This window comes from Shewanella sp. MM_2022_3 (assembly GCF_022557375.1).
Taxonomy (GTDB): Bacteria; Pseudomonadota; Gammaproteobacteria; order Enterobacterales; family Shewanellaceae; genus Shewanella; species Shewanella xiamenensis.
Window position 1 is genome coordinate 1 of sequence record NZ_JAKZGV010000011.1, and the last position, 26,688, is coordinate 26,688.

At 46.5% G+C, this 26,688-nt stretch carries 24 protein-coding genes; 13 read left to right on the forward strand and 11 right to left on the reverse strand.

The genetic code is table 11. The features are described 5' to 3' along the window. Positions 1–201: 201 nt before the first annotated feature. A complete protein-coding gene (locus tag MMG82_RS08580; RefSeq protein WP_037414101.1) occupies positions 202–510 on the reverse strand; it encodes a hypothetical protein in 309 nt (102 codons plus the stop codon). 270 nt (positions 511–780) lie between these two features. Here MMG82_RS08580 and MMG82_RS08585 point away from each other — a divergent pair, with 270 nt between their 5' ends. Then, positions 781–1,305, forward strand: coding sequence for a DUF3016 domain-containing protein (locus MMG82_RS08585; RefSeq protein ID WP_037430174.1), 525 nt, complete (start codon positions 781–783; stop codon positions 1,303–1,305). Positions 1,306–1,318: 13 nt separating this feature from the next. On the opposite strand, the gene MMG82_RS08590 is transcribed toward MMG82_RS08585, so the two are convergent. After that, the gene (locus tag MMG82_RS08590; RefSeq protein ID WP_037414097.1) at positions 1,319–3,073 is read right to left on the reverse strand and encodes a GGDEF domain-containing protein; all 1,755 of its coding nucleotides are present in this window, start codon (positions 3,071–3,073) and stop codon (positions 1,319–1,321) included. Between the two features lie 98 nt (positions 3,074–3,171). Then, positions 3,172–3,480 carry a hypothetical protein gene (locus tag MMG82_RS08595; protein WP_047536014.1) on the reverse strand — a complete coding sequence of 103 codons (309 nt, stop codon included), beginning with the start codon at positions 3,478–3,480 and terminating at the stop codon, positions 3,172–3,174. Between the two features lie 48 nt (positions 3,481–3,528). On the opposite strand from MMG82_RS08595, the gene MMG82_RS08600 reads away from it, so the two are divergent. Next, on the forward strand, positions 3,529–4,425 hold the full coding sequence (locus tag MMG82_RS08600; protein ID WP_241406752.1) for a TraB/GumN family protein: 897 nt from the start codon (positions 3,529–3,531) through the stop codon (positions 4,423–4,425). A 140-nt stretch (positions 4,426–4,565) separates the two neighbouring features. Here MMG82_RS08600 and MMG82_RS08605 read toward each other — a convergent pair whose 3' ends face one another. Then, the gene (locus MMG82_RS08605) at positions 4,566–5,354 is read right to left on the reverse strand and encodes a methyltransferase domain-containing protein (RefSeq protein ID WP_069453666.1); all 789 of its coding nucleotides are present in this window, start codon (positions 5,352–5,354) and stop codon (positions 4,566–4,568) included. Between the two features lie 707 nt (positions 5,355–6,061). On the opposite strand from MMG82_RS08605, the gene MMG82_RS08610 reads away from it, so the two are divergent. Continuing rightward, positions 6,062–6,892 carry a MaoC/PaaZ C-terminal domain-containing protein gene (locus MMG82_RS08610; protein ID WP_080612392.1) on the forward strand — a complete coding sequence of 277 codons (831 nt, stop codon included), beginning with the start codon at positions 6,062–6,064 and terminating at the stop codon, positions 6,890–6,892. A gap of 68 nt (positions 6,893–6,960) precedes the next feature. Here MMG82_RS08610 and MMG82_RS08615 read toward each other — a convergent pair whose 3' ends face one another. Beyond that, the gene (locus MMG82_RS08615) at positions 6,961–7,851 is read right to left on the reverse strand and encodes an aldo/keto reductase family oxidoreductase (RefSeq protein WP_240292558.1); all 891 of its coding nucleotides are present in this window, start codon (positions 7,849–7,851) and stop codon (positions 6,961–6,963) included. Positions 7,852–8,090: 239 nt separating this feature from the next. On the opposite strand from MMG82_RS08615, the gene MMG82_RS08620 reads away from it, so the two are divergent. After that, positions 8,091–9,803, forward strand: a complete 1,713-nt coding sequence (locus MMG82_RS08620; protein ID WP_241406753.1) for a formate--tetrahydrofolate ligase — start codon at positions 8,091–8,093, stop codon at positions 9,801–9,803. A gap of 81 nt (positions 9,804–9,884) precedes the next feature. Here MMG82_RS08620 and MMG82_RS08625 read toward each other — a convergent pair whose 3' ends face one another. Continuing rightward, positions 9,885–11,537 carry a mechanosensitive ion channel family protein gene (locus tag MMG82_RS08625; protein WP_144376591.1) on the reverse strand — a complete coding sequence of 551 codons (1,653 nt, stop codon included), beginning with the start codon at positions 11,535–11,537 and terminating at the stop codon, positions 9,885–9,887. Between the two features lie 221 nt (positions 11,538–11,758). Here MMG82_RS08625 and MMG82_RS08630 point away from each other — a divergent pair, with 221 nt between their 5' ends. Continuing rightward, positions 11,759–12,088, forward strand: a complete 330-nt coding sequence (locus MMG82_RS08630) for a hypothetical protein (RefSeq protein ID WP_241406754.1) — start codon at positions 11,759–11,761, stop codon at positions 12,086–12,088. A gap of 84 nt (positions 12,089–12,172) precedes the next feature. Here MMG82_RS08630 and MMG82_RS21590 read toward each other — a convergent pair whose 3' ends face one another. Then, positions 12,173–12,298: a hypothetical protein gene (locus MMG82_RS21590; protein ID WP_011621366.1), complete on the reverse strand. Its 126-nt coding sequence runs from the start codon at positions 12,296–12,298 to the stop codon at positions 12,173–12,175. A gap of 244 nt (positions 12,299–12,542) precedes the next feature. On the opposite strand from MMG82_RS21590, the gene MMG82_RS08635 reads away from it, so the two are divergent. From MMG82_RS08635 to rraB, 6 genes are all read left to right on the forward strand, one after another. Further along, positions 12,543–12,833 carry a hypothetical protein gene (locus MMG82_RS08635; protein ID WP_037430153.1) on the forward strand — a complete coding sequence of 97 codons (291 nt, stop codon included), beginning with the start codon at positions 12,543–12,545 and terminating at the stop codon, positions 12,831–12,833. Positions 12,834–12,914: 81 nt separating this feature from the next. Beyond that, entirely contained in the window at positions 12,915–14,096 is a 1,182-nt protein-coding gene (locus MMG82_RS08640; protein WP_047536036.1) for a membrane protein, read from the forward strand. Then, complete coding sequence (locus MMG82_RS08645; protein ID WP_241406755.1) at positions 14,080–14,988, forward strand: zinc ABC transporter substrate-binding protein; 909 nt, start codon at positions 14,080–14,082, stop codon at positions 14,986–14,988. Before MMG82_RS08640 ends, MMG82_RS08645 begins: the two co-directional genes overlap by 17 nt. Before the next feature lie 4 nt (positions 14,989–14,992). After that, positions 14,993–15,766 (forward strand): metal ABC transporter permease, encoded by a 774-nt coding sequence (locus MMG82_RS08650; RefSeq protein WP_047536041.1) that lies wholly within the window; start codon positions 14,993–14,995, stop codon positions 15,764–15,766. Between the two features lie 185 nt (positions 15,767–15,951). After that, positions 15,952–16,695: a 1-acylglycerol-3-phosphate O-acyltransferase gene (locus tag MMG82_RS08655; RefSeq protein ID WP_037414070.1), complete on the forward strand. Its 744-nt coding sequence runs from the start codon at positions 15,952–15,954 to the stop codon at positions 16,693–16,695. 43 nt (positions 16,696–16,738) lie between these two features. Continuing rightward, a complete protein-coding gene (gene rraB, locus MMG82_RS08660) occupies positions 16,739–17,152 on the forward strand; it encodes a ribonuclease E inhibitor RraB (protein ID WP_241406756.1) in 414 nt (137 codons plus the stop codon). Between the two features lie 66 nt (positions 17,153–17,218). Here rraB and MMG82_RS08665 read toward each other — a convergent pair whose 3' ends face one another. Both MMG82_RS08665 and MMG82_RS08670 read right to left on the reverse strand, forming a co-directional pair. Beyond that, a complete protein-coding gene (locus MMG82_RS08665) occupies positions 17,219–18,190 on the reverse strand; it encodes a sensor domain-containing diguanylate cyclase (protein WP_144346419.1) in 972 nt (323 codons plus the stop codon). 18 nt (positions 18,191–18,208) lie between these two features. After that, on the reverse strand, positions 18,209–19,204 hold the full coding sequence (locus MMG82_RS08670) for a response regulator (protein ID WP_037414066.1): 996 nt from the start codon (positions 19,202–19,204) through the stop codon (positions 18,209–18,211). A 573-nt stretch (positions 19,205–19,777) separates the two neighbouring features. Here MMG82_RS08670 and MMG82_RS08675 point away from each other — a divergent pair. Continuing rightward, entirely contained in the window at positions 19,778–20,584 is an 807-nt protein-coding gene (locus tag MMG82_RS08675) for a crotonase/enoyl-CoA hydratase family protein (protein WP_037414065.1), read from the forward strand. Positions 20,585–20,707: 123 nt separating this feature from the next. On the opposite strand, the gene MMG82_RS08680 is transcribed toward MMG82_RS08675, so the two are convergent. Together MMG82_RS08680 and rapA are read right to left on the reverse strand one after the other, a co-directional pair. Further along, positions 20,708–21,631 (reverse strand): DUF3530 family protein, encoded by a 924-nt coding sequence (locus MMG82_RS08680; RefSeq protein WP_241406776.1) that lies wholly within the window; start codon positions 21,629–21,631, stop codon positions 20,708–20,710. Positions 21,632–21,873: 242 nt separating this feature from the next. Further along, positions 21,874–24,780, reverse strand: coding sequence for an RNA polymerase-associated protein RapA (rapA, locus tag MMG82_RS08685; RefSeq protein ID WP_037414061.1), 2,907 nt, complete (start codon positions 24,778–24,780; stop codon positions 21,874–21,876). Between the two features lie 391 nt (positions 24,781–25,171). Between rapA and MMG82_RS08690 the strand changes: the two genes are divergently transcribed. Next, positions 25,172–26,566, forward strand: a complete 1,395-nt coding sequence (locus MMG82_RS08690) for a PhoH family protein (protein WP_037426948.1) — start codon at positions 25,172–25,174, stop codon at positions 26,564–26,566. Positions 26,567–26,688 lie beyond the last annotated feature (122 nt).

A 26,688-nucleotide genomic window follows, 5' to 3' on the forward strand; every position in this document is an offset into this window, starting at 1 on the left:
CGATATCTAAACCGATTGTAGTAATCTTCATAGGTGGACCCGTCCTCTTTCTGATGAGTTTTAGCGACTACATCGTGGCCCATTGCGAGGCCGATTTAAAGTGGATGGGTCCATTCCATTATCCATGACCAACAAAACCAAAGGTATTGCTTAGAAATTAAGCTTACCTGGGATATCTTGAACCTTGGCTGAACCATAACCTTACTGCTCGTTACGCATCTCTTGGCATTGAAATCCCTGTTTACGGGAGTCAAAACCACATTTTAGACCGCATTCCCAAGGCACGTTATCGTAAAAAGATGATTGCTCTTTGGCAAAATCTCGACAGGCCTCATAGCTATTGAAATTATCAGTTTTTTTATACTTACCTGAATCATAACCATGGGTATAAATAAAAGATGACCAAGTTTCTGGGCGCGTGTCTTTCTCCCCTGAGGAGATAAACCAAATCGCGCTGGCAAAACAGGAAAGTAGGATCAATACAAATACAGGTACAACGGGGAATTTCATTTTTAATTAGAGGTCATAAAACAGTGTGCGAAGGATAATACTTTTTTAGGTAATATGCGCGTTAAAAAGTCACAAATTAATAACTTTATCCCTTATTGGGTATTGGATACAAAAAGATACGATATCATCTGAAATTTTCTATCATATTTACTAATTTATACAAAAGCTTACTGATTATGTGCTGTTAAGGGGAGCGTTTTGCATTAAGCTCGAGTTCAGGTTAGATTTTGTACGGTATAACGCAGAAACTATTAGGCCTAGGAGGCAAATATGAAAGTCCAGTTCCTATTACTCGCCGGTGTGTTGAGTTGCAGTAGTGTGTGGGCCGCCGATGAGGCGAAAACTGACCCTGTGACTGAAGACGGAGTGGTGAAGATTGTTTGGCAAAATCCAAAAGATTTTCGTGATATTAAATCTTCGGGCGAAATTCAGTCCCGTTATGAAAAGCGTTTATTCGATACCTTAACCACCAATATCAATAAAGAAGCCGTAAAAGTCTTAAAACCGAACCAAAAGTTGGAGATGACAGTTACTGATGTCGACTTAGCGGGCGATATGCGTCCAACCTTTGGGGCGACAGCTGATGATTTACGGGTGATAAAAGATCTTTATCCACCCCGTATAACCTTTAGTTATCAAGTGCTTGAAAATGACAAAGTGATCATCGCGGGGGATGAAAAACTCTCCGACATGGGCTTTATGTCCGGCATTCAGTCAGTGAATGATAAGCCATTTATGTATGAAACAAAAATGCTCAGCGATTGGTTGAAAAAAACCGTTGCGCCTAAGTTGTAGGCATTATTCCCATCTAAGCACTCAAGGCTTGAAGAGTCTCTTCTCGTTCTTCTAACAGGCAAAATCCGTTACTTGCGGATTTTGCCTGTTTTTTTGCCTTGGCACTTAAGGTCGATAGGCTGTGTTCATTGCAGTTAAAGGTATGGGCTGGTGTGAGTACGCCGACGCATAGGCTGATCAACTTGTGATAACAAGCTTGTCCTTGCCTGTCATCTGCCAGCATCTCTTGGGCTTGCCAATGTTCGGCACTATAGAAGAGAGGTTTATTGGTTTCAAAATCCGTCAATATCCGTTGGCAACGATCGATAAGTTGATTGCAGGTGCTGATTACCACAAAGTCATCGCCGCCCACATGGCCAATAAAGCAGTTGTCCGTCTTGTATTTCACTAATAGATTGGCGACCTCGCAGATCACCTCATCGCCGCGGCAGAAACCGTAAATATCGTTGTAAGGCTTGAACTGACACAGGTCAAAATAGGCCAAGTAGAAAGGCTTTTGCTGAGTTCTGAGACGTTTTAGTTCTTCTTGGATCGGCACATTACCGGGTAAATCAGTTAAGGGATTGGCATGTCTTGCCATCTTGATCCTGTGCTCGGTGATCCGCTGGAGCAAATCTTTGGTGTGGCCAATGCCGAGCAACTTGCCACGGCGCAGAATAATAAATTGCTGGGCGACGGTATTGGCGCTCTCCGAGGTCAATAACTGACTCACAATGGAGAGCGGTTCGTTAGCTTCAATTTGTAGCACTTGGTGATCCATCACCTCGCTAACCGCATGATTTTCATGAAGCGCCCGACCATAGGGGGTACTGAAAAGTTCGAGCAGAGTTGCTCGGCTAATAATCCCCAGCGGCAGTTGATCTTGCGCCACAACGACAGCTTGTAAGGTGGGTTGGGCGCTAAAGGTGTCGCTTAGGTGCTTCAGCTTGAGTGTCGGCACCACTGTTATTGCACTGGTACAGAGGCTTTCAGCGGATTCGCTATATCTTGGCTGAATTTGGGTGTTGTTAGGGACTAAGGTCGCTTTCATTGCGCGACTTGGTTGTGCCTCTGGACGTCCAAGCAAATAACCTTGGCAATAAACAATTCCTAGCTGCTTAAGTACGGCTAGTTCTTCTTGGGTTTCAATTCCTTCGGCAATCACTTTACAAGTAAGGCTTTGACAGAGTTCGACAATCGAGCGCACAAACTCTTGTTTAACTGGGGTCGAATCAATTTGGTGGATAAAGTGCCGATCGATTTTTACATAGTCGGGGGATAACTCTGACCACAGCCGTAAACCCGAATAGCCTGCACCTAAATCATCAATAGCCGTCATAAATCCTTGGCTACGATAGTGATTCAGGCAAGATTTGAGTAAATCAATGTCATCGGCGGGATATTGCTCCGACAGCTCAATTACCACTTGTGAGGGTGAAATCCCGAGTTGTTGCAACAGTTGCAGCGTCATACCTTTAGGGTGAGCCGGATCGAGCAGGGCTTTTGGGGAAATATTGATAAACAAGCGCCCTTGAAACTGACGTAGCTTAAATTGCTCCAGCGCAATACGGCGGCATAAGGTTTCTAACTCACTCAACTTGCCTTGATGCTCGGCGGTTTTAAAGAGGGGAACGGGTGAATAAAGTGGGCTGTGTTCTGGCCCACGACTGAGCGCCTCAAAGCCGTGGATCTTATGTTCCAATATATTGAAAATGGGCTGAAATAGGGGGCTGATTGCCCCCTTCGCAATTATCTTATCAAGCTCTTGTGCTAGATCTAAACTCGTCATTACTTCTGCCCCCGCAACAATGTTTGCGGAGTCTATGACTTAGAAATGACAAAATGATGACAATTTGTGCGGCTGAAAATCCACTCGTGGAAATGGAATTAACTTTGCTTTTTAAAGGCGTGCAGCGTTTGCAGCAGCGCGGCCAGTTGACGCACTAAGGTTTCGAGTGCGACGGGGTCAAGGCTACTGTGTTGCTGCAATTTAGTTAAGTCATCGACCAGTTCTTGCACGTATGGCAAAAAGCGATTGCTTGAAACCATAAACCCTTGTTCGGCTGTAAAGATACTCGTGAATTTTCCATGGCCAGCTTTTTTCAATTCATCTAACTTAGCGTCGGCATCGATGGCTTGGCGATAGGCGATTTGAAGATTTTCTTTCAGTTGCTCTATAACCTTAGTGTGTGGCATAACAGCGTCTCATTGCAAAATTTGCAGGAATTATAAGGGGCAAAGGATATGGCAACAAGTCGGTGGCGACTATTACTCGTACTCTTAAGTGTTACGCTGTTTGCAAGTGGGATAACTTGGGCTGCACCTTCGGATAAACCGCCATTTTATCGTGTGCAATGGCAGGGGAAATCAGCTTATCTGCTGGGCTCTATTCATATTGGTCGTGCTGATTTTTATCCTATGCCTGCACAAGTTGAGGCGGCGTTCGCCAAATCCAAAGGACTTGTTGTCGAAATCGATATGAATAAGGTTGATAGCCGCGCCTTATTGCAAAAATACGGTATGGCAAATTCAGCGCAAGGGCTTGATTGGCAAAGTAGAGATAAACAAACAGTCACTACAATGAACCAATATTGTGGGGATAAAGCGAGTTTATGTCAGTCAATTCAAGCTTTCGCGCCTTGGCTACAGGCATCTCAACTTAATCTATTACGCTACAATGGCTTAGGTTTTAGCACCGATTATGGTGTCGACATGCAGTTGCTTGGGCGCGGGGATAAGCCTGTTTATGAGTTAGAGACGGCTGAGTCACAGTTTCAATTACTTGCCTCCTTCGATAGTCAAATCCAGTGGGCAATGGTACGTGAAGCTATTGATGCGCCGGATGCTGAGCTGCTCTCACTGGTTGATGCATGGCGCAGTGGTGATGAAGCCGCGCTGGATACGCTAATGCAGGAGCAACTGGGTGGCGAGGGTGATACACAGATGCTGGATAAAATTCTCTGGCAGCGTAATAAAGTCATGGCTGATGGGATAATAAGATTGATGGGTTCAGTAACTGATAGCGAGCCTTTATTTGTAGTGGTGGGAGCGGGCCATGTGGTTGGCGATAAGAGTGTGGTGCAACTCCTTAAGCAGAAGGGCGCGACAGTAACCGCCTGTTGGCGTGAGCAATGTGACTGATCATACTGATATTTAGTGATTTGACTGGGATTGTGCTTGGGACTCTGAGTTTTAACGCACTTGGTGCACTGAGTTAGGAGCAAATCATCGGGTGATTTAATAATACAGGACGCCAAGGCGTCCTGTATTATTTCGCGATATTACTCAGATGCTTGGGACGTTGCAGCGCTTTGCCCTAAAAAATGCACATAACGACCGAGCGAAATATAGGGCTCGCGTTGGGAATATTCGAGCTCCATCGCCAGCAGTTTTTGATAGTCAAAATCCGCAGCTTGCTGTTTTTTCAAATAATCGTGGATCACTCGCACGCCCGACTCGCGCTGCAGGGTCATGTGCCATTCGGCAAACCATTGTTTAACATCATGGATATAAAGCGGGTGCGTTGGCGTGAGGCGTACCTTCTTCTTCACCTTTAGATCGGCGGCCACATAGTCGAAATTACCCGACACGAGCGCATGGAATCGCATCGCTTCTTTATTATAAAACATCAGCGAAAACAGCCCATTGGGCTTAAGCATGGTCAATAAGCCTTCCATGGTGGTCTTGGCATCGACTAGCCATTCAACCACGGCATGACAAAGGATAAGATCGAACATGCCATGTTCAGCAATCGATAAGGCTTGAATGGGCGAATGTACTAAGCTGATGGCCAATGGCGTGTCGCTGGCATCGATTTGCTCTTTCGCTTGGGCGAGCATTTCGGCGGAAATATCGCACAGTACGACTTCATGTCCGAGACGTGCTAGCTTTTGGCTGAAGTAACCAAAACCGCCGCCGGCATCTAAAATTCGTAATTTTTTATCGCCAAATTGCGCTAATGCAGGAGCAAGATCGCGCCATAGCACGGCAGCACGGATTTCACCTTTAGGCGTGCCATAAATATTCTTCGCGAATTTTTGCGCGAGTTTATCGAAATTCTTATCTTGCACGGGTTAACTAAGTTAAAGACTGGGGGCGATAGTGTCGCACAGGCGGCATATTTTCGCACTTTTCCTGTAGCTGCGATGATTGTTGCTTTAGGGGTTTAGTGTAACTTTTTGATTTTAAAGGTAGTAAAAAATCCTACTTTACTTAGGGATACCCAGAACTCGATCCTCTAGGGTATAATCATGCCGTTTTCGATAAACCTGACTCTAATATACCCAAGCGACCTGAAGATATGAGTTTCAGAGCGTCTAGGGGGCTTCAATTCAAGGCGCATCAATGAAGGAATGTGAACACCTTGTGAATTGATGCAACACCGAAGTGGAGTGCCCTAGGCGCTCCGTCTCGGCGGGTTTTAACGCTCTTTATGCTGTGTTGGTTATTTTTAACTTAGTCCACTAGGTCCGCAAATAACCGCAAGCGCCATGGAAGGCGTGAATGCCATTTATGCAGGAGCAATAGATGGCCTTGCCTAAAGAGCGTTACATTCCCGCTGAATCCTCATCTTCAGGTTGTTTGGGTATAATTGTCCATTCGGAGAGTCAGCATCAGCCCTTTTAAGACACTGTTTTGCCTGTTTTACACTCGTGATTTTTTGATTTTCCAGATGTTATGCATCTGTTCGGGGGTATTGCTGGCTATCCGTGCATAGGGATAGTTAATTAAAAGGTACTCAGACTTGAATAATGCATATTGTGTTGAATTGAACGCGATGCCGTCGCTGTTTTCTCTTTATCGCAAGATTTTCTTTGGCCGTAAACCCGGTTGGGATCAACAGCCGCTGCCTTATATCAAGGTGAGCGCGCCCAATGTGAAGGTGTCCGAGGCAAAAGTCAGCCAATATGCGCAAGTGTGTGGTTTTGATTTCGACGGTAAAATATTACCTCCCACCTACCTTTATGTGATGGCATTTCGCCTGCACGCGGTGATTTTTACCCATGATGGCATTACCTTCCCGTTACTTGGGATGATCCATTTAAAGAACCGTATTCAAGTCTATCGCCCGACAACGGTCGATGACGTGTTTTCCCTGGAATGCGCGCTAACAACCAGCCGTGAAACCGATTCGGGCTTAGAGTTTGAGTTTGTTTCTAAGGCCTTTGTGGGCGAAGAATTGGTGTGGGAATCGCTGTCGACTTACCTCTATCGCATAGAGACTGCCGGTCGTCGCGTTCGTCCACCAAAGGCACTTGAAATGGCCTGGGACTCGCCTCAATCTTGGGAGTTGAGTGAAGATTTAGGTCGTCGTTATGCCAAAGCGTCGGGTGACTATAACCTGATCCACTTGCATCCCGTGTTGTCGAAACGTTTTGGTTTTGACCGAGTGCTGGCCCATGGTATGTGGTCTAAGGCGCGCTGCTTAGCGGAATTGATGCCTGAGATTGGTGAGCGCCCCTTTGTGGTTGATGTTGCCTTTAAGCTGCCGTTACTGATGCCTGCCGAAGTGGGATTTGGTTACGAAAAGTCGCCAGACAAGTGGGTGTTTGAGCTGCGAGACAGTAAAGGTCGCAGACCGCACCTCAGTGGTGAAGTTCAGCTTTAAGCAGGATCAAGATAACGGCGCCAAGTGCGCCGTTATTGTTGGTGTTGTTTGAGGGGGATTTGCGGGGGTTAAGGCACGCTGTGTCCGGTTGATGCTTGCCAGATACTAAACCATTGCTGCCGGTCTAATGTGAGCGTCTGTGCGGCCACCGCGGTTTTTATCCTCGCGATATTACCACTGCCAATAATCGGTACGGGTCGACTCGGTAACATCCGCACCCAAGCATAAATCACTTGGCTGATATCTTGGGCGCCAATCTCATCGGCGATGACTGCTAAGGTTTGTTGCAAGCGAATGGCCTGTGGATGGCTATTGTCAAAGATTTTTCCGCCGCCCAAACATGACCAAGCCATCGGCCGAATGCGCCGCTCCTGACATAAATCGAGACTGCCATCGTGTAAACTCGCCATCATTAGCGGAGAGATCTCCAGCTGATTAGTGACTAAGGGCTCAGTTAATCTCGACTGCAATAATGACAACTGCGCATTGGTGAAGTTAGATACCCCAAAATGTTGCACTTTCCCTGCTTGTTTTAAGTCAGCAAAGGCATCGGCCACTAGATCGGCATCCATTAAAGGATCGGGTCTGTGGATCAGCAACAGATCTAAATAATCGGTTTTAAGCGACTTTAGTGATTGCTCCACGCTGGCAATAATATGCGCTTTGGAGGTGTCGTAATGGTTCACGTAGCGCTCGGGACGGCAATTGAAGGCGGGTTTTATGCCGCATTTGCTCACTAATTGCATCTGCTGTCTTAATGCTGGTTTTAGCGCTAATGCTTCGCCAAACAGGGTTTCGCACTGGTATTGGCCGTAAATATCGGCGTGGTCCATAGTGGTCACACCTAGGTCTAAATATTGTTCTATCAGGTTAAGTCGCTCGGCGGGTGACATTTGCCAACTGTGCATTCGCCAAAAGCCGGCAACAAACTCTGAAAAAGTAAAAGGGGATCCGTTCATGTTGTTTCTCTTTTGGGAATCTGTATTTTGTAGGGTGAAGGGCCTTGGTCTATTTATTTGATGCAGATTAAGGAATCGCTCATTAACCCTTTCGATGGCTATATATCTTAAAGCTAATCACCTACTATCCGCCATATTCAATCAGCGGTGGCTGATACAAACTGTTTGCACGCTTTTGTTCCGTATACTCATTTCCTATAAAAGTTTGTATACCAAAGTTCCAGAGGAAAATATTACCCATGCTAACCGATATGGAGATTTCGCGCCGCGCGCATCTAAAAGATATCGCACAACTTGGTGCAGAGTTTGGGTTGTTGCCCGAAGAGATGCAGCTATTTGGTCATACCAAAGCTAAGGTGGAGCCACAAGTACAGCAGCGCTTAGCCGGGCAACCAAAGGGGAAGCTGATTATTGTGACCGCAGTGACGCCAACGCCCCATGGTGAAGGCAAAACCGTGACGACTATTGGTTTAACGCAATCGCTCAAGGCGCTCGGCAACAAAGTCTGTGCCTGTATTCGCCAGCCAAGTATGGGGCCTGTATTTGGGGTGAAAGGTGGCGCCGCAGGCGGTGGTTACGCCCAAGTGGTGCCCATGCAGGAGCTGAATTTGCACCTAACAGGCGACATTCATGCTGTGAGTAGCGCACATAATCTTGGTGCAGCGGCGATTGCTTCTCGGCTTTACCATGAGACGCGTTTGGGGCGGGCGGAATATGAGCGTCAATCGGGATTAAGGTATTTAGATATTGAGCCTAAGGGTATTCGTTGGCACAGGGTGGTTGATCATAACGACCGTTGCTTGCGGGAAATTGAGGTGGGATTGGGTGAAAACAACGGTCCTGCTTATCATTCAAGATTTGATATTACTGCCGCTTCAGAGTTAATGGCGATTCTGGCGCTGAGCGGCAATCTGGCGGATATGCGCGCACGTATAGGTAAGTTAGTGCTAGCCCTTAATCGTCAAGGGGAAACCATTAGCGCGCAAGATCTTGGTGTCGCAGGTGCGATGACAGCGATTATGGCGGAGGCGGTAAAACCCACTTTAATGCAGACCTTAAACGGTGCTCCTTGTCTTATTCATGCGGGCCCCTTTGCCAATATCGCCCATGGCAACTCATCGGTGATTGCCGATGATATTGCGTTAAAGTTAGCCGATTTTGTGGTGACCGAAGGTGGGTTTGGTTCTGATATGGGCTTTGAAAAGTTCTGTAATATCAAGGCGCGTCAGTCGGGATTAACCCCGAGCGCCGCCGTATTAGTGACCACTTTGAAAGCACTTAAGGCCAATAGTGGCCTAACGTCCGATGCGGATATTAATGTACCAGACCAAGTCCGTCTCGAGGCGGGTTTTGCCAACTTAAACTGGCATATCAACAATGTAGCGCGTTACGGAATTCCCGTTGTGGTGGCAATTAATCGCTTTGCCACCGATACGGACGCCGAGCTTAACTGGTTAATTGAGGCTGTAAGTGCTACCGCGGCATTTGGTTGCGAACTTAGCGAGGCTTTTAGCCAAGGTGAAATCGGCGCCATTAGCCTCGCACAAACCGTAATCCGTGCCTGTGAGCAGCCAAGCGAGTTTCGGTTGTTATATCCTGATGATATGGACTTAGAAGCTAAATTATCGACCTTAGCTGAAGTGGGTTATGGCGCCGCAGGGGTGAGCTTATCCGATGCGGCTAAGCTGCAATTACAGGAGCTCAACTCGCTTGGTTATGGGCATTTACCTGTTTGCATGGCGAAAACACCCTTATCCATTAGCCACGATCCTCAGCTTAAAGGTGTCCCTCAAGGCTTTATGGTACCCGTGCGTGAATTGGTACTGCATGCGGGGGCTGGGTTTATAACAGCATTGGTAGGTAATGTGATGACCATGCCTGGGCTTGGGTTAACCCCTGGTTATTTAAAGATAGATATCACCGCAGATGGTGAGATTACTGGATTAGGTTAGTTTGTTAGCCATTTGAATCTAAAGATGAAAAGGCGCAATCAAAGATTGCGCCTTTTGTTAAGAATTTGCTTTGACGAAAGACTATTTACTGGTTTGGTAAATATGCACATCGCGCTGTGGGAAAGGAATGCTGATACCCTCAGCATCGAAGCGCATTTTCACCTCACGGGTGATATCCCAATATACATCCCAATAGTCTTCTGGTTTTGCCCAAGGGCGGACGATAAAGTCGACCGAGGATTCTCCTAATACGTGCAACTTGATGAGTGGAGCCGGTACTTTTTGCACTTTAGGATGCGCCTCAACAATCGATTTTAGTACCGCTTCGGCCTGCTCAATACTATCGCCATAGCCGATGCCAAATGTCATATCGACTCGGCGCTGGTGCTCGGCGGTAATATTGTTGATGGTATCCCCCCAAATCTTATTGTTGGGAATGATAAGTCTCTGGTTATCTAATGTTTTAATGGTGGTAGAGACTAGGCTCATATGGCTAACGCGCCCCGATACGCCAGCCGCATTAATCAAATCGCCGACATCATACGGACGATAGATCAAAATCATCATGCCTGAAGCGAAGTTGGATAGAGTATCTTGCAGGGCAAAACCGATGATCACACCCGCGATACCAAAGCCAGCCAGTAAGGGGCCTAATTCGATACCAAGCTGGGATAAAGCAATCAGTACGCCGATAGTAAATACTGCCTTGCCCGAGAGTGAGGTAAAGAAGTCTTGTAGTAACTTGCTGAAATTCAACTTAGAGTTGCTAACGGTATTACTGACAATTTTTTTCACCAGTTTGCCTGCAAGGCCAGCGACAAACAGGATCAGAGAGAAGATAAATAACTTAAAGACCAATGTTGGTCCATGATTAATGGCTTGATCCTTCGCAGTATTTAGCCATTGCTCTATTAAGCTCGATGCCACATCAATGTTTAATACGTCCTGCGTAATATCACCTGAAATACTAAACAAAGTCTTTTTCAGCAAGGCGGTATTTTGCCCTAGTGCATCCAGTAACTCGATATTGGTGCTGAGGCTCTGGCTGTTTTGTGCTAAACGTTCTTTTAGTTGTATCACGCGACTGGTTTGCGCTGCGGTAACGTCTTTCCCTGCATTGGTGGCATCATTTACCGCATTTTGTAACTGCTGTTGGGTGTAAGTGACAAAGCTGTCGAAGTTATCGGCGCGGTTAAGCAGGAGTTGGGTGAGCTGTGTTTTTTCAGCTGTTACATCTTGGCCAATTTGGGTTAGCCAGTTTAAGGTCTCAAGCCGTTGCTTGTAGTTATTGTCTTTGTCGAGTTCACGTTTGGAGATCTCGAGTAAGGTGGCCTCATCATCCGCTGTGCCAAGTTTTTGAGCCAACTTGGTGATGAGATCATTAAAGTAGTCGTTAATTTTCAGATTAAACTGCAATTGCTCTTGGATTAGAGCCAGCATAAAAGTTTTATCGTAAGTATTATCATCTAAGAGTGCTTTAATCTTATTGCGTAACTGTAAGGTCTTATTTTGAATGCGATATTCAACAATGGTGCGTAATTCACCTTGGTATTGAGCTAAGCGCGCAATGTCCTCTTTAATGGCGGTCTGAAGTGTGGTTAATTCACTTTGGGTTTCGTTTGATGCCGAAGCGGTTGGGCTGGTCGTAATGGGGTCTGGATCTGCAGCGAATACCTTGGCACTCATCAGTAGCGGAAAGCTTAGGGCAAGTATCAATATTAGCGAGCGGCGCATAGACGTTATCTTCGACAAAAAGAGGTAGGTATATGATAGGTGTAGAGCTAAACCCTGTAAAATATCAACAGCATAATAGACTAACAATGTTTAAAATTTGTGCGCCAGTTTACAGCTTTAGGCCATAGAATGAAGCTCTGAAACCTCGACGCTAATTAGTTCGACTGAATGGGATAAGGATCTGATAAACTTAGCGCCCCATAGTTAGGAATGTACTTTACATGCTGTGCTCCCAATGTCATCAGTCGATTAAAATTGCCCAAATTACCCAGCAGCGCGGAAAGGGCTTTCACGCCCAAGTCCAATGTCCCCATTGTTCAGCGTGGCTTGGTCATAGTCCTAAATTATTGAAGTTAAAGTTGTTTGGTTTTTATGCGAGTGCCCTGACGGGCTTATACAGTTACTTCGATGCCTCGACGCGGCATTTTTTGATCCCTGTGATGATCTTCTGTGTAATGTTGCTGCTGGTGAGCCATTTTATGGATCAACTGCAAACGATTGAGGCGCCAGAGAAGGAAGACGATAGCGATCAACGGCAAAAATATCGCTAGAGATGGGATGACACTGGTTTAACCCTGTCGAGCCGTTTAGGGGCCTACCACTGAGGCTCGACATTGTTTTACAGGGTGAACCTGTTATTGAATAACCTGTTCTTGACTCTCTAATGAGTGTTCTACGTAATAAATCCCGCCCAAAATGACTGCGCCGAAAATCACTATCCCTAAGATTAATCCTAAGTTTTCACGAAAGAATGCTAGCATTTTGGTTGCCTTTTGCTGGGTTGAATAGAATTAAATATTTAGCCTGTATAACACTGGGCACATAATAGATTCACTGACTTAAGCTAATCTTAAATAACTATTTTTGCCAATAATGTGCTCTTTTTAAGGCGCCATCAGTTGCAATGGTAAATATCTTGTAACGCATTGCTTGACCATTACCTTATTGCAACTTACTAGCGGCCTGACTTAAACTTGTGCCACTTTTTACTATGGGGACGACTGAGTGAGACTAGATAGTCACTTAAGACGCACAATTTCGATATGGCTTGCCGCCGTATTGATACTGCTGTCTTTTGTTGCCTCAGCCCATAGTGTGACTCACCTTGATGATGGGGCGAAGACGCACTGTACGCTCTGCTTCCATCAACATCAGCTAAATAAAATTCTGTTCACAGCTCCGCAGACGCTAAATTTAGCGATACAGCGATTTGATGTTTGTGAGTTTGTCTTACCCGTTACCTTCTTCAAACACGTCAGTGTTTACCTAAGTCGTGCGCCGCCTGTTCTCCATTAAATCAACTTTAATATTTTAACTTATTGTATTTCTTGATGACTTAACTTAGTCATCGAGTGCTAGTTGTATTTTGGAGATATCATGACTGTTTTTAACAACCGAATTTCTTTGGTGGCCTTGGCGTGCGCATTTGCTTCGCCGACGTTATTTGCCGCTGACTCAAGTTTAACCAATCCGGCGATCAGTGCGGTGCTGAATGGCTATTATCAAACGGCTGAACGCCCATTGGCAGAAACCGCCGAAGGATTTGGTTTAGGTGAAACTGAGTTGGCGATGAGTGCCAATATTGACGACATGTTCTACGGCAAAGTGACCGCCGTCGTTGAGATGCATGATGGTGAAACCGAGCTTAATCTTGAAGAAGCCTTTATCCAAACCATGGCAATGCCTGCGGGTTTTTCCATCCGTGGCGGACGTTTCCTGTCGGATATCGGTTATCTAAATAACCAGCATTTACATACCGATTCTTTCACCGACCGCCCGATTGCTTACCGTGCATTTTTCGGCGGCCACTACTTCGATGATGGCGTGCGCTTAAACTTTGTTGCTCCAACTGATCTGTATTGGACCATTGGCGCTGAAGCGTTCAAGGGCGACAGCATGCGCGCCGCCGATGAACATGGCGAACGTGAGTTTAAAAATGTCGGTGTGTACACCTTATATTCAAAAATCGGTGGCGATATAGGGGATAACAGTTCATGGCAGGCGGGATTGAGTTACTTACGTAACGAAAACGGTCAAGTCACAGCCCATGAAGAAGGCGATGAGCACGAAGACGAAACTGCCGAGGAAGGTCATGACCACAGCCATGCGGCATCTTACACAGGTAAAAACACCTATGGTGCTGATTTTGTGTATAAATGGGCTCCAAATGGTAACTATAAATACCAAAACCTGACGTTAAGCGGTGAGTATTACCGCGTGACTGACTTTGTGCCTACCGATCTTCATCCCGAAGATGCACCGAGCAAGGACTATCATCAAGGTTGGTATCTGAGCAGTGTGTATCAATTCACTCCTAGCTGGTCTGCGGGTGTGCGTTACGGCGAGGTAGATACCCAAGAGCTCCATGGCGAGCATTTTCATGGCCAGAAGTTAAAGGAATCTGAGGTGAGTCTAGCGTGGCATTCGAGCCATTTCTCGACAGTACGTTTCCAGTACACCAATCAGAAGGGAACTAACTTCGATGGAATCGAAGACGACAATGTTTTCACTATTCAATACATTATGTCTCTGGGGGCTCACGGTGCGCATCAATTCTAATGTTGTTAAAGCGGCCGCAGCGGCCCTGTCTTTCGCTTGTTCAGGCTTTGCCCACGCAGAGCTGAATGTGTTTGCCTGTGAACCCGAATATGCCGCATTGGCAAAAGAGTTGGCTCCAAACGCCAGCATTTATTCGGCAACCACGGCCTTACAGGATCCGCATCAAGTGCAGGCGCGCCCGAGTTTGATTGCTAAAATGCGTCAAGCGGATCTGGTGGTCTGTGCAGGTGCCGATTTAGAAGTCGGTTGGCTGCCGATGCTGCAAATGAAGTCAGCCAACGCTAAGGTTCGCTCTACCGATCAAGGGCTATTTTTCGCCGCCGATCAAATCGATACCTTAGATAAGTTAGCGAGTGTGGATCGCAGTATGGGCGACGTGCATGCTCAGGGAAATCCGCATATCCACTTCGATCCGCATCGTTTGCTTAGCGTCGCGAATGCGCTCAGCGCTAAGATGAGCCAACTAGATCCGAGTGAAGCGGCTAATTATCAAAAGGCCTTAGCGGACTTTAGCACTCGTTGGCAGGCGGCGATCCCTCGTTGGGAAGAGCAAGCCAAACCGTTAAAGGGTAAAAAGGTCATCGCCTATCACACCAGTTTTAGATATCTGTTCAACTGGTTGGGGATTGAACAAGCCGCTGATCTTGAGCCTAAACCCGGTCTAGCGCCGACCAGTGGCCATTTAGCAAGCCTGCTCAGCCGTGCCGAGCAGGGTGATATTCTTGCGGTGGTTGTGGCGTCCTATCAGGACGAACGTGGTGCTAAGTGGTTGGGTGAAAAAGCGAATTTTCCAGTACTGATGTTACCTATGTCTGTAGGTGGAAATGATAGCAGCCAAGATCTCTTTAGCCTCTACGACAGCGCGATTTCCCTCTTAAACGGGGTGAAATAAGCCTATGTTGGATCTGGAACTGATGTCGATCCTGCTGCCTGCTCTAGCAGCGGGGATCTTAGTGCTCTCAACGCACATTGTACTTGGTAAACAAGTGCTTAAGCGTGGGATTATCTTTATCGATTTAGCCATTGCGCAAGTCGCCGCGTTGGGAGCAATTGTCGCCCACATGGACCACAGGTTAGAAGACATGCCATTTTCTAATGTGTGGATGCCGGCCTTGTTCGCCCTTGCGGGGGCGGGATTTATCGCTTGGTTATCTAAGAGAATGGCGGGTGAGTTAGAAGCCATGATCGGTTGTTTTTATGTGCTATCGGCCGTGGCTGCTATGCTATTGCTGGCGAACGATCCCCATGGTGCAGAGCTGCTAAAACAATTGATGTCGGGCCAGATCCTTTGGGTGAGTTGGTCGCAATTAGTGTTACCGACAGTGGTTTATGCTGGGGTGTTGGCGTTGATTTTTTGGCGGCCACAAATATTAAATGGTGCCGGATTCTATCTCCTGTTTGCCCTAGTTATTACGTTGTCGGTTGAGCTGGTGGGCGTCTATTTAGTATTTAGTACCTTGATTTTACCTGCACTTGCTCTGAATAAATACCAAGGTAAAAACGGCTTGTTTTACGCCTATCTGGTCGGCCTTATGGGTTACTTACTTGGTCTGGTATTATCGGCAACCATGGATTTACCGAGTGGGGCGGCGATAGTCGCAACCTTGGCAGTCAGTGCACTGGTATTTCGTGTAGGCTTAAGCAAAATGGCTACAGTGAGTCAGATCTAACGCTAGGTTTTATGCTGAGTGTTAGGCGTTGATATTGATTTAAAAGCCCATCGATACGCTTATTGCGTGAGCAACGATGGGCTTTTGTTTGATTGTTAGCAACTCAGCTAACAGATGTAAACATTATATTGAGTCCCTAGGGCTGGGTGGCTATACTGTCGCCACTTTCACCCTTGGAGTATGTCGTGCTATTAATTGTCAGATCTGTGTTGTTGGCGGTGTCATTGTTACTTGCATTTATTTTTGGTGGTTTGGTTTGCCTATTACGACCTCGTCACCGTGACAATGTACATATGTTCGCCAAGATCTTTTCATCCGCAGCGCCGATTTTAGGGCTTAAAGTCATAGTGCGTCGGCCTAAGGAAGTGCAGGATGGCCCCTATATATTTCTTGGAAATCATCAAAATAACTTCGATTTATTCACACATACTAAAGCCGTACCTAAAGGCACTGTGAGCTTAGGGAAAAAGAGCTTAGTGTGGATCCCCTTGTTTGGCCAGATCTATTGGTTGTCAGGTAATATTCTGATCGATAGAAAAAATCGCAATAGTGCTTTTGATACCATGGCGAAAACGGCGGAAAAAATTAAGCAGAATCGTCTTTCCGTGTGGATTTTCCCTGAGGGTACGCGCTCACGGGGGCGCGGACTGTTGCCCTTCAAAGCGGGAGCTTTCCACACTGCGATTGCGGCTGGTGTGCCAGTCGTACCCGTGTTGACGTCATGCCAAAGCCATATTGATTTGAACCGTTGGGATAATGGTGTGGTGATTATTGAGATGATGGCGCCAATCCCGACTGAAGGTTTGGATAAAGCTGACGCGAAAGCCTTTTCGGCACAGGTGCACGAGATTATGTCGGCAAAATTTAACGAGATAAATCGCGAAGCGGCAACATTAATGGGTAAAACTATCCCGGCTGATGACGTATAATAACGCCAATTTGAGCCAGTTTTATCTTAACGGAGACAAGTCCATGTCTATTGAAAGTCAGTTAAAAGCCCAATTCGCCGAGAATCGTGACATAGTGCAAGCCTTGCTCGACGATGGCTCAGAGCCAGATGCTGAATACACCATTGAGCATCATTTTTCATCGAGCAATTTTGAGCGCTTAGAAAAGGCTGCGGTTGATGCATTCAAACTTGGATTTGAAGTCAATGATGCTGAAGAAATGGAATTGGAAGATGGTTCGGTGATTTTCTGTTTTGACGCTGTTGCTTATCACAAGTTAGAAATTCCATTATTAGACAAAGCGACTGAACAGTTATTGCAACTCGCAGCCAAGCAAAAAGTGGATTACGACGGCTGGGGAACCTACTTTGTTGGCGATGAAATCGACGATGAAGAAGACGACGAAGATGACGAACAGGACGATGGTTTTCCACATTAATACGTTGTCATAATTCTTATAAAGTAAAAGCCCATCAATGATGGGCTTTTACTTTATTAAGCCTAATTAAGTGGAAATTGGTGCTGCATGTAGGACGCTACAATTTCGACCTTTCTGTTTGGCCTCGTAAAGCGCTTTGTCTGAGCAGGAAATCCAACTTGAACTGCTCGTAATATGTTTGCCTATTTCACATACGCCAAGGCTGACAGTCACTTTAATCTTCAGCCCCTCATACACTACGGTGGATTCAGCGATCTTTTCCCTCAAACGCTCGGTAAAGTTGAGGGCATCGGTGCCACTGGTATTGGGCATGACTACCGCAAACTCTTCGCCGCCATAGCGACCGACACAGTCGGTTTCCCGCAATGAATGACTCAGAAGATGGGCGATATGTTGAATAACCTTATCACCTGCAAGGTGGCCGTAGGTGTCATTGATATTTTTGAAGTGATCAATATCAATCATCACCAAGCTTGCTATACCGGAATAGCGGGCATAGAGATCGTACTCGTGTTCCAAGCATAGTTGCCAATGGCGGCGATTATGCAGTTGCGTTAATCCATCGGTTTGACTGAGACGCTCTAACTGTTCGTTGGCGGCCTTGATCTGCAACTTATTCACGGCGATATCGGTGACATCATAAATAATCACACTGATATGGGTAATTTTGCCGGTTAATGAAGCGAGAGGCAGCAAAGTCACGTTCTGGTACATAAAATCGGCGCGCCCAGTAATTGGGCGATAGTTTTTAAACTGAAACACGTAAGGTCTTTGTTCCCAGCTAATGAAAGCTCGATTTTTAAGCATAAAAACCGATTCCATTTTTTGTTTTAACCAAGTTGCTGGCAAATCAGGGAAGCGGCTAAACAGGTTGTGACCTTTAATGGAATTGGGTGAAACGCCACTATGGTTTTCCATAAAGCCATTCCACAGTTGGATATTATAATCGCGATCTAATACCACAAGACCCACTTCTATGGTTTGTACCATATCGATAAGCCAATGGAGTTCGTTCATTGCGCTTTGATCGTTTGACATAAGGTAAAGTCCAACTGATTAATCGAGTAAATAACCGAGTTTATAGCTCAGTGTCGGAATAGAGTCTTCGGTAAAGAGCAACAGTAAGTCGCATTGAATATTATGATTTTCAATACGATAGTTGATTTCCATCGCTAATGTTCTGTGCCATTTTTCCGAATTATCATGGATAAGATCATTCACTGTACAGTGACGGCCCAACACCACAGGATGGGCTTGGCTGAATTTCATATCGAGTTGTTCTGAGATCCCATTCAGGAATGCACCAATCAATACGTTTCCAGTGTCGATCAGTACTTCAATCTCGGTATTCTTATCCTCAGGATTTGCAACCCCCATGAGCTTGGCCATATCTTTAAAGCTTGAATCATGGAATAACAACAGTGCTTCACCCGCAACTCCTGCACCAATAAATCCTTGGCAAAGTGCTGAAACAGTTGAGCTTTCTTCTGTTGCTTTCAGAGCCATGGTCAGTTCGCTGACTTCGAGCACGTTCACATTGGGGATAGGTAATAGGACAAATACGTCAAGTAATTTGGCGAGCAAATCGGCTGCACGGCCCATGGCAACGTTAGCGATCTCTTGGCAGGCATCACGCATATCGACTTTGATCATCGGCGTGTCTTCCACCTGATCTTTCTGCGTTAGGGTAAGAATGCCGTACTCTTGGAGGATATTACTGATGGCATCAGCACTGACGGGTTTTTGGATAAAGTCCAATGCACCTAGAGCTTTAACACGTTCATGAGCTTTAATTTGTATGTCACCCGAGACCACAATGATAAGGGCGGGGAGATCGTTTTGTTGAACGGTTTGTAGTACTTCATAACCATCCATTACGGGCATATTGAGATCGAGGAAGACTACTTCGCCTTTACCTGCGCGAATGGCATCTAACCCTTCGGCACCATTGGTCGCGTAGGTAATCTCGACATCCCATTCTTTGGGAAGGGTGCGAGCCATTTGTTTACGCGCCATAGCGGAATCGTCACAGATGAGTACAGAGATTGTCATGCTGACTACAGATCCTTATTTGCCCATTTATTGAAGATAACACTATTTCTTCATGTTTGAGTGACGAATTATGTGCTTCGGGCAAGTTTGATTTACATCATCTATATATAACTCATAGATTTAATTAGCTAATTTTATTTATCTTGCCATTAAATTCTAAAGGCATAGTGCGATTAAAATTGTGGTTAGCTAAGTTAACTTCGTTATTTATCGCAAAAAATACCTCGATTTTGCGACCATCTATATGCTTAATCCATCAACAGATGTCTACAGTATCGATCCTCTATCATGCACAGGTATACATGCTGTAGGTAAGCGGAGTTGCTAGAGATGCATTTTGTTCAAATTAGACGCTGGCATGGGCTGAACAGCATCGTAAATTTATTCTAACAGCTTCATAAATCAGAATTTGTTAGGTTTTAGATTGCAGCCTAACATAATCGCACACTAATACTTAACGGTGACTGACAATATTTTGACTAAAGTCAAAATTCGGCCTTATGTTACATGTTTTGGTTAATCATGCCAAACATGTTAACATTTGGTCTGGACTGACCAGTAGCAGGATATTTCATGGGTGAGCGTTGTGTGCAAGTTACGGTTGAGAATGGCATCGCAAATGTTGTGCTTAATCGTCCAGAAAAGTTCAATGCAATTAATTATTTGATGTTTAGCGAACTCGATAAAACCATCAAAAGGATTAAATCAGATCCGCGTATTCGGCTAGTAATTTTATCTGGCGCTGGAGGTCATTTTAGTTCTGGCTTGGATGTCAAAAGCGTGATGTCGGCGCCGATGCAAGCAGTTAAATTGCTGTTTAAAGGGTTGCCAGGCAATGCCAACCTAGCCCAAAGAGTATCCCTTGGCTGGCAGCGTTTACCTGTACCCGTTATCGCGGTATTGGAAGGCTGCTGTTATGGTGGAGGAATGCAAATCGCTTTAGGTGCGGATTTTAGGATTGCAAGCCCTGACAGTAAGTTATCCATTATGGAGGCCAAATGGGGGCTGGTGCCCGATATGGCAGGCCTAGTGGCATTGCGGCAAATTATGCCAAAGGATCAAGCGATGTTACTCAGTCTCACGGCAAAAGTGCTCTCTGGCGAAGAGGCTAAAACCTTAGGTTTAGTGACTCAGTTAAGTGATAACCCAATGTTAAGCGCGCAACAATTGGCGGAAGAACTCCTCAATACCTCCCCCGATGCGGCTGCGGCAATTAAGCTGAGTATTAACCGCAGCTGGACTGCTTCGGTCCGTGCGTTGCTATGCCGCGAGTCATGGAGCCAAGTGAGATTGCTGCTTGGCAAAAATCGTACTATCGCTGCGGTTCGTCAGTTAAAAGATCCCACTAAACCCTACAAGGATCGCCAGTCTGGCTGGTAACTTGGTTGATGCCCTTAGCGAGAAAGCCATGGTAAAGACTTCCTTAATGCTGAGGCAGCGTTGATGTGTCGAGCTTTATTTTGTACTAGCAAGCCGTGCTCGTAAAATCAGGGGATTCAAATTTCAATAGGCGCCGCTCATTCGGGCGGCGAATCCTCTTATGGCCGTTAAACAATTCTGCCAAGCGCTTTCATTATCCAGATTCAATGCCAGCGTTGTCTGCCGATAATTGGGTGCCTCTAAGGTCACTGCCAGCGTTTTACGTTGTTCAGCCGTTTCTAATGAGGCGGGGTGACCATCGGGTGATTGAATATCGAGTATCGGCATCGTGAGTTTAGCGAGCTTCTCGGCTATGGCTTGGTTGCGCGTTTCGTCTTCACTGTAGGGATTGATGACAATCAATACATCGGGATCGGCAATTTTCTTTTGGCTTAATAGGCTTATCAATAATCCAGCACTTTGATCGGCGGTGATCAGTACTCGTTTGCCAGGATAATCGCTACCAACGCTGTCGAGCTGTGACATGCTTTTAACGAGAAAGTCTTCTTGCTCAAGGAGATGCTTATTACTGTCTTCCGGCTTTACCTTTTGACTTGGTTTATTGGAAGGCGCGGTTAATTGCGCTGACCCCGCAGTCGCGACTTCAGTTGCTGGGGTGGCAAAATTGGGCGCTGGTGGTTCTGTTGGCGGCGTGAGGCTTAAGCTCGCCCAGCCAGCCGCATTGATATTACGTCGGACAAAGGCCATTAACCCGGGCGCATCGGCGGTGCCATTAGTGGCGGGTAAAATAATGGCTGCACCGAGTTTTTTCCGGCCTTCCCACGAGCGGACTAAGAGTTCAAGTGGTTGGTCATCAATGGTGATTTGTTTGATCTCATTGGCGGGTAAATAGCTGCTCGCTCTTTTAGCGGGCGTCGGTTTGTTGGGATTAGACTGAGCTGCTTCGGCACTTGGCTCGGGAGTTTGGCTACTGGGATCGGCGGCGAGTAAGCTCGCACTGGCTAGAGCTAAGGTGAGGCTCAATACCGAGGGAATGATACGCGCCATAGAATTGATAACCACCTGTGTAGTCTTATAAATTCAATTAGCTAGAGTATAACCTTAAGCAGCGTAGCAGAAGCAATTTTTGCTTGAGCTCGTGACGGCGACCGCGCACTGCGGCGCCTAGACAGACTTATGCGAAAAAAATGTTTATACAACAGAGAAAATAAAAACGCCCAGCGATTGGCTGGGCGTTTGTGTTTTAGCTTAAGCGAGCCGGATAAGGCTCGGTTTAATGCCAATCAAGATTAAACATGGCTAACTAGCACCATACGAATCGCATCAAGCTGCAACTGACTCGCATCGAGGTAAGTAGTCAGCTCCCGCATTTGGTTGCGTAGGTATTCTAATTCTTCCTCACGTATATTGGGGTTGACCGCTTTGAGAGATTCTAAACGTTCGAGTTCGCCTGTAAGCTGGCTGGTCATCTTCTCGCGCGCTTGAGCCACTAACTCATTGACGGCCACTTGGGCATACTCTTCGCCTTTAGCAAATAACGGATGCAGAATTGGCTGTGATGCAGTGACTAACTTGCTACCAATATGACGGTTTACCGCGCTTAACTGTTTGTCAAAACTGGTGTAATCGACCTTGGCTGACAGATCGTTACCATTTTTATCCAGCAGAATACGGATAGGCGTAGGCGGTAGATAACGATAGAGCTGGCTCGATTTAGGCGCCGAGGCATCTGCCATATAAATCAGTTCTAAAAACAGGGTGCCCGCAGGTAATGCCTTGTTTTTTAATATCGCAACACTTGTAGTACCGGTATCCGAGCTGGTGATCAAGTCGAGGCCGGTTTGCACCAGTGGATGCTCTTGGGTGATCAAGGCAATATCATCACGGGAGAGTGCAGTATCACGGTCGAAGGTGACCGTCACGCCATCCTCATGCAGGCCGGGATAAGTCGGGAACATCATATGTTCGCTTGGACGCAGGATAATCGAGTTTTCGCCTTTATCTTCCTGGTCGACACCGATAATGTCCCACAAGCGGATCACTGAGCCAATAAGTTTAGTATCTTGATCGCTTTGGGCTAAACGCTCGACAATCGCCTTGGCTTTATCGCCACCATGGGAGTTGATTTCCAGCAGTTTATCACGGCCTTGCTCCATGGCGTGTTTCAGTTCTTTGTAACGGCTTTGGGTGTGATTGAGCAGATTGGTCAGCTCGTCTTCATCACCGCCTACAAGAACATTTAACAATTCTTCGGCAAATTCACTGAAAAGTATATGGCCGCCAGGGCAGGTAAGCTCGAAGGCATTTAGACCTTGGTGATACCATTGGAGTAAACGCTCCTGCGCCGTATCTTGCAGATAAGGCAAGTGAATTTGGATATCGTTCTTTTGACCAATACGGTCTAAACGGCCGATACGTTGCTCTAATAAATCTGGGTTTAATGGCAGATCGAACAACACTAAGTGGCTGGCAAACTGGAAGTTACGACCCTCTGAGCCGATTTCTGAACAGATTAATGCTTGAGCGCCGCCTTCTTCTTGAGCAAAGTAAGCACCCGCTTTATCGCGCTCGATGATCGACATACCTTCGTGGAACACTGTGGCTTGAATGCCTTCACGGGTACGCAGGGCTTCTTCTAGGCTCAGGGCGGTATCGGCGCCACTGGCGATAATCAGCACTTTCTTGCTGCGGTGCGACTTTAAGAACTCGATTAACCAATCCACGCGAGGATCGAACTTCCACCAACTGGCGCTGTTGTCTTCAAATTCTTGATAGAGTTTTTCAGGGCTTAAGGCTTGTGCCGCTTTCGCTTCTAAGGTTTTACGACCGCCCATCATCTCATTCACGCGTGCAGCGGTAAGATACTGCTCAGGCATCGCATGGGGATAGGCGTTGAAAATACGTTTCGGAAAACCTTTTACCGAGGCGCGGCTGTTGCGGTAAAGTACGCGGCCAGTGCCGTGGCGATCAAGCAGTTCTTGCAGTAATTCGCTGCGGGCAGCTTGTTGTAACTCACTGTCGATGCCTTCGGCTTGAATTAACCGAATGCTCGGCGCTATGTCTTTTTCGCTGAGTAATTCGGTTAAGCTGTTGATAGCGGTATCGGATAATTTGCTTTCGCCCGCTAAAGCTTCGGCGGCGATGGCGACATCTTTGTAGCTGTTTTCTTCAGCAAGGAAGGCGTCGTAGTCATAGAAACGATCTGGGTCGAGTAGGCGCAAGCGCGCAAAATGGCTCTCGTGACCGAGTTGATCCGGTGTTGCGGTCAGTAATAATACGCCCGGTACGACTTCGCTTAAGGCTTCAACCACTTGGTAGGCGCGGCTTGGGGCGTCTTCGGTCCACTCTAAATGGTGCGCTTCATCAACCACTAACAGATCCCAATCGGCATCGAGTGCTTGGTCGAGACGTTTCTTTTTACGCAGTAATTCGAGTGAACAAATCACTAACTGTTCGGTATAGAAAGGGTTGTCATGGTCGGCAAAGGCTTCAACGCAACGGTCTTCATCAAACACGGAGAAGCGCAAGTTAAAGCGGCGCAGCATTTCCACTAACCACTGATGGCGCAGGGTATCCGGCACAATAATCAATACTCGTTCGGCACGGCCTGTCAGCAGTTGTTGGTGGATAATTAGCCCTGCTTCGATGGTTTTACCCAAACCCACTTCGTCGGCCAGCAACACCCGCGGCGCATAACGGCGACCCACTTCATGGGCAATCCACATTTGATGGGGGATAAGACCAACGCGTGGCCCTTGTAAGCCGAGTAAATCAGAGGTCGCCAGTTGATTGCGCAGTAACTGGCATTGGTAACGAATGCCGAAACGATCGAGGCGGTCAATCTGACCCGCAAACAGGCGATCCTGCGGTTTGTTAAAACGAATGTTGTGGTTTAACAGGGTCTCACGCAGGCTGGTTTTCTCACCTGTTTCGCTGTGGATTCCGTGGTAGACGACGAGACCGTCTTTTTCGGTGAGTTCTTCGACCGAGAGACTCCAGCCTTCATGGCTTTCAACCGTATCGCCAGGGTTGTATATGACGCGGGTCAGCGGGGCTTCGTTACGCGAGAACATACGGTTCTCACCAGTCGCAGGGAATAACACTGTGACCATGCGGCCTTCAACTTGTACGACTGTTCCTAAACCAAGCTCTGACTCGGTATCACTTATCCAACGTTGTCCTAAGGCAAACGGCATCTTAAATTCTCATCTCTGGGCGGACTCTAACAAAGGGCGCGTATGTTATATCAATACTAGGGATATTTGAATCGCCCTCTCAACCGTTAGAGACTAATTCTCCACACAGCAGATTACAAATTGAACAGTGAAGAAAATTCTCTGTTGCAGCTCGAGGTTTTGTCATGCTTCTGTCATATCGAGGGACCTACACTGCTTTCGAGTCTCTGATGATTTGGTTGGCATTCATTGAGAATGGTGCCAATATTAGTGTAAGCCGCTAGCTATCTTTATTCGGTAGAGGCTTGAACTTAAAGATCATTCTTAACCTAACGCCAATCAGCAAAGGAGCCATATCCACTCACTGGGAACGAGATATAACATAAAAACAATCGAGCACTCTGGAGGCGCCATGGAACAAGACGACAGAAAGTTGTTTGTACTGGATACCAATGTGTTACTACATGAACCTTTGGCGATCTATTCGTTTAAAGAGCACGATGTAGTCATTCCGATGACTGTGCTAGAAGAGCTAGACCAGATTAAAGATCGAAAGAGTGATGTGAGTCGCGATGCGAGAGTTGCCATTCGGGCATTGGAAGATACCCTCGGCGGCGATACAACACCGGAACAAATTATTAATGGCGTCCCTTTGCCAAGTCGAGAAGGGCATGCCGATGCAATAGGCTCACTTTCTATTTTCCCTGACCATCTTGTCGATTTTACCTTAGGTGCCCTGCCGGGGGATGGCAACGATAACCGCATTATCAATACCGCACTACATCTACAAAATCTTCACCATCCACGCACTGTGGTACTCGTCACTAAAGATATCAATATGCGTCTTAAGGCCAAGGGCGCGGGTATTCAATTGGTTGAGGATTATCGAACCGACCAGCTGATCGACGATATTCGTTTCCTCAGCAAGGGCTTTTATCAGTTCGAAGGTAATTTTTGGGAGCATTTAAACAAAGTGTCCACCGAGCGCCACGGTCGGCATACGATTCATGAAGTCCCACTGAAAGATTTAGACAACGAACCCTTTTACATTAACCAGTATCTGATTGACACCGAATCTGATTTTTGTGGGCGCGTCACCGAGCGTAGCGATACTCATCTGCATATTTTGGATTTGGGCCGCGAGCGCTTAAAAAACCTCGAGGCGTGGGGCGTTAAACCTAAGAATGTTTACCAAGGCATGGCGCTGCAAGCCTTGCTCGATCCCGATATCGATCTGGTGATCTTAACGGGGCCAGCGGGTTGCGGTAAAACCTTACTGGCAATGGCGGCTGCGCTTGAGTTGGTAGTGGAGCGTAATCGCTACGATAAGGTGATTGTGACTCGTAATACGCCAGAAATTGCCGAATCGATAGGTTTTTTACCCGGCACCGAAGAAGAAAAGATGATGCCATGGCTGGCGGCGATTACCGATACCTTAGAAGTGCTGCACAAGAATGATGTCAATCCGACCGGCAGTTTGAACTACATCATGGAGAAGGCGAATATCCAATTTAAGTCGATCAACTTTATGCGCGGCCGCTCGATCCAAAACTCCATTGTACTCTTGGATGAATGTCAAAACTTAACGGCGTCACAGATCAAAACCATGATCACTCGGATGGGGGAAGGCACAAAATTGATTTGTTGCGGTAACTTAGCACAGATCGATTCGAATTATCTCACCGCAGTGACCTCGGGCTTAACTTACATAGTGGAACGTTTTAAAGACTTTGAAGGCAGTGCAAACTTGTACCTGAATGGCGTGGTGCGTTCACGCTTAGCTGAATACGCTGAAGAACATCTCTAACCATTAACTAAATTGTTACAAAAGGTCTCACTTGTGGGACCTTTATTTTTAGCCATTTCTATGATTTTTCAGTTAGCTAACCATAGACTTTGCTAGTCTGAGAGCGGCAATTATTTGATGTG

What these genes read in the sequence shown, in the direction of transcription:
- MMG82_RS08690 (WP_037426948.1), top strand. Translation starts at nt 25,172, where the DNA reads ATGGAACAAGACGACAGAAAGTTGTTTGTACTGGATACCAATGTGTTA.
- MMG82_RS08610 (WP_080612392.1), top strand. Translation starts at nt 6,062, where the DNA reads ATGCCGTCGCTGTTTTCTCTTTATCGCAAGATTTTCTTTGGCCGTAAA.
- MMG82_RS08670 (WP_037414066.1), bottom strand. Translation starts at nt 19,204, where the DNA reads ATGACAATCTCTGTACTCATCTGTGACGATTCCGCTATGGCGCGTAAA.
- MMG82_RS08620 (WP_241406753.1), top strand. Translation starts at nt 8,091, where the DNA reads ATGCTAACCGATATGGAGATTTCGCGCCGCGCGCATCTAAAAGATATC.
- MMG82_RS08665 (WP_144346419.1), bottom strand. Translation starts at nt 18,190, where the DNA reads ATGTCAAACGATCAAAGCGCAATGAACGAACTCCATTGGCTTATCGAT.
- MMG82_RS08650 (WP_047536041.1), top strand. Translation starts at nt 14,993, where the DNA reads ATGTTGGATCTGGAACTGATGTCGATCCTGCTGCCTGCTCTAGCAGCG.
- MMG82_RS08585 (WP_037430174.1), top strand. Translation starts at nt 781, where the DNA reads ATGAAAGTCCAGTTCCTATTACTCGCCGGTGTGTTGAGTTGCAGTAGT.
- MMG82_RS08680 (WP_241406776.1), bottom strand. Translation starts at nt 21,631, where the DNA reads ATGGCGCGTATCATTCCCTCGGTATTGAGCCTCACCTTAGCTCTAGCC.
- rraB (WP_241406756.1), top strand. Translation starts at nt 16,739, where the DNA reads ATGTCTATTGAAAGTCAGTTAAAAGCCCAATTCGCCGAGAATCGTGAC.
- MMG82_RS08600 (WP_241406752.1), top strand. Translation starts at nt 3,529, where the DNA reads ATGGCAACAAGTCGGTGGCGACTATTACTCGTACTCTTAAGTGTTACG.
- MMG82_RS08675 (WP_037414065.1), top strand. Translation starts at nt 19,778, where the DNA reads ATGGGTGAGCGTTGTGTGCAAGTTACGGTTGAGAATGGCATCGCAAAT.
- MMG82_RS08625 (WP_144376591.1), bottom strand. Translation starts at nt 11,537, where the DNA reads ATGCGCCGCTCGCTAATATTGATACTTGCCCTAAGCTTTCCGCTACTG.
- MMG82_RS08595 (WP_047536014.1), bottom strand. Translation starts at nt 3,480, where the DNA reads ATGCCACACACTAAGGTTATAGAGCAACTGAAAGAAAATCTTCAAATC.
- MMG82_RS21590 (WP_011621366.1), bottom strand. Translation starts at nt 12,298, where the DNA reads ATGCTAGCATTCTTTCGTGAAAACTTAGGATTAATCTTAGGGATAGTG.
- MMG82_RS08580 (WP_037414101.1), bottom strand. Translation starts at nt 510, where the DNA reads ATGAAATTCCCCGTTGTACCTGTATTTGTATTGATCCTACTTTCCTGT.
- MMG82_RS08590 (WP_037414097.1), bottom strand. Translation starts at nt 3,073, where the DNA reads ATGACGAGTTTAGATCTAGCACAAGAGCTTGATAAGATAATTGCGAAG.
- MMG82_RS08615 (WP_240292558.1), bottom strand. Translation starts at nt 7,851, where the DNA reads ATGAACGGATCCCCTTTTACTTTTTCAGAGTTTGTTGCCGGCTTTTGG.
- MMG82_RS08640 (WP_047536036.1), top strand. Translation starts at nt 12,915, where the DNA reads ATGACTGTTTTTAACAACCGAATTTCTTTGGTGGCCTTGGCGTGCGCA.
- rapA (WP_037414061.1), bottom strand. Translation starts at nt 24,780, where the DNA reads ATGCCGTTTGCCTTAGGACAACGTTGGATAAGTGATACCGAGTCAGAG.
- MMG82_RS08630 (WP_241406754.1), top strand. Translation starts at nt 11,759, where the DNA reads ATGCTGTGCTCCCAATGTCATCAGTCGATTAAAATTGCCCAAATTACC.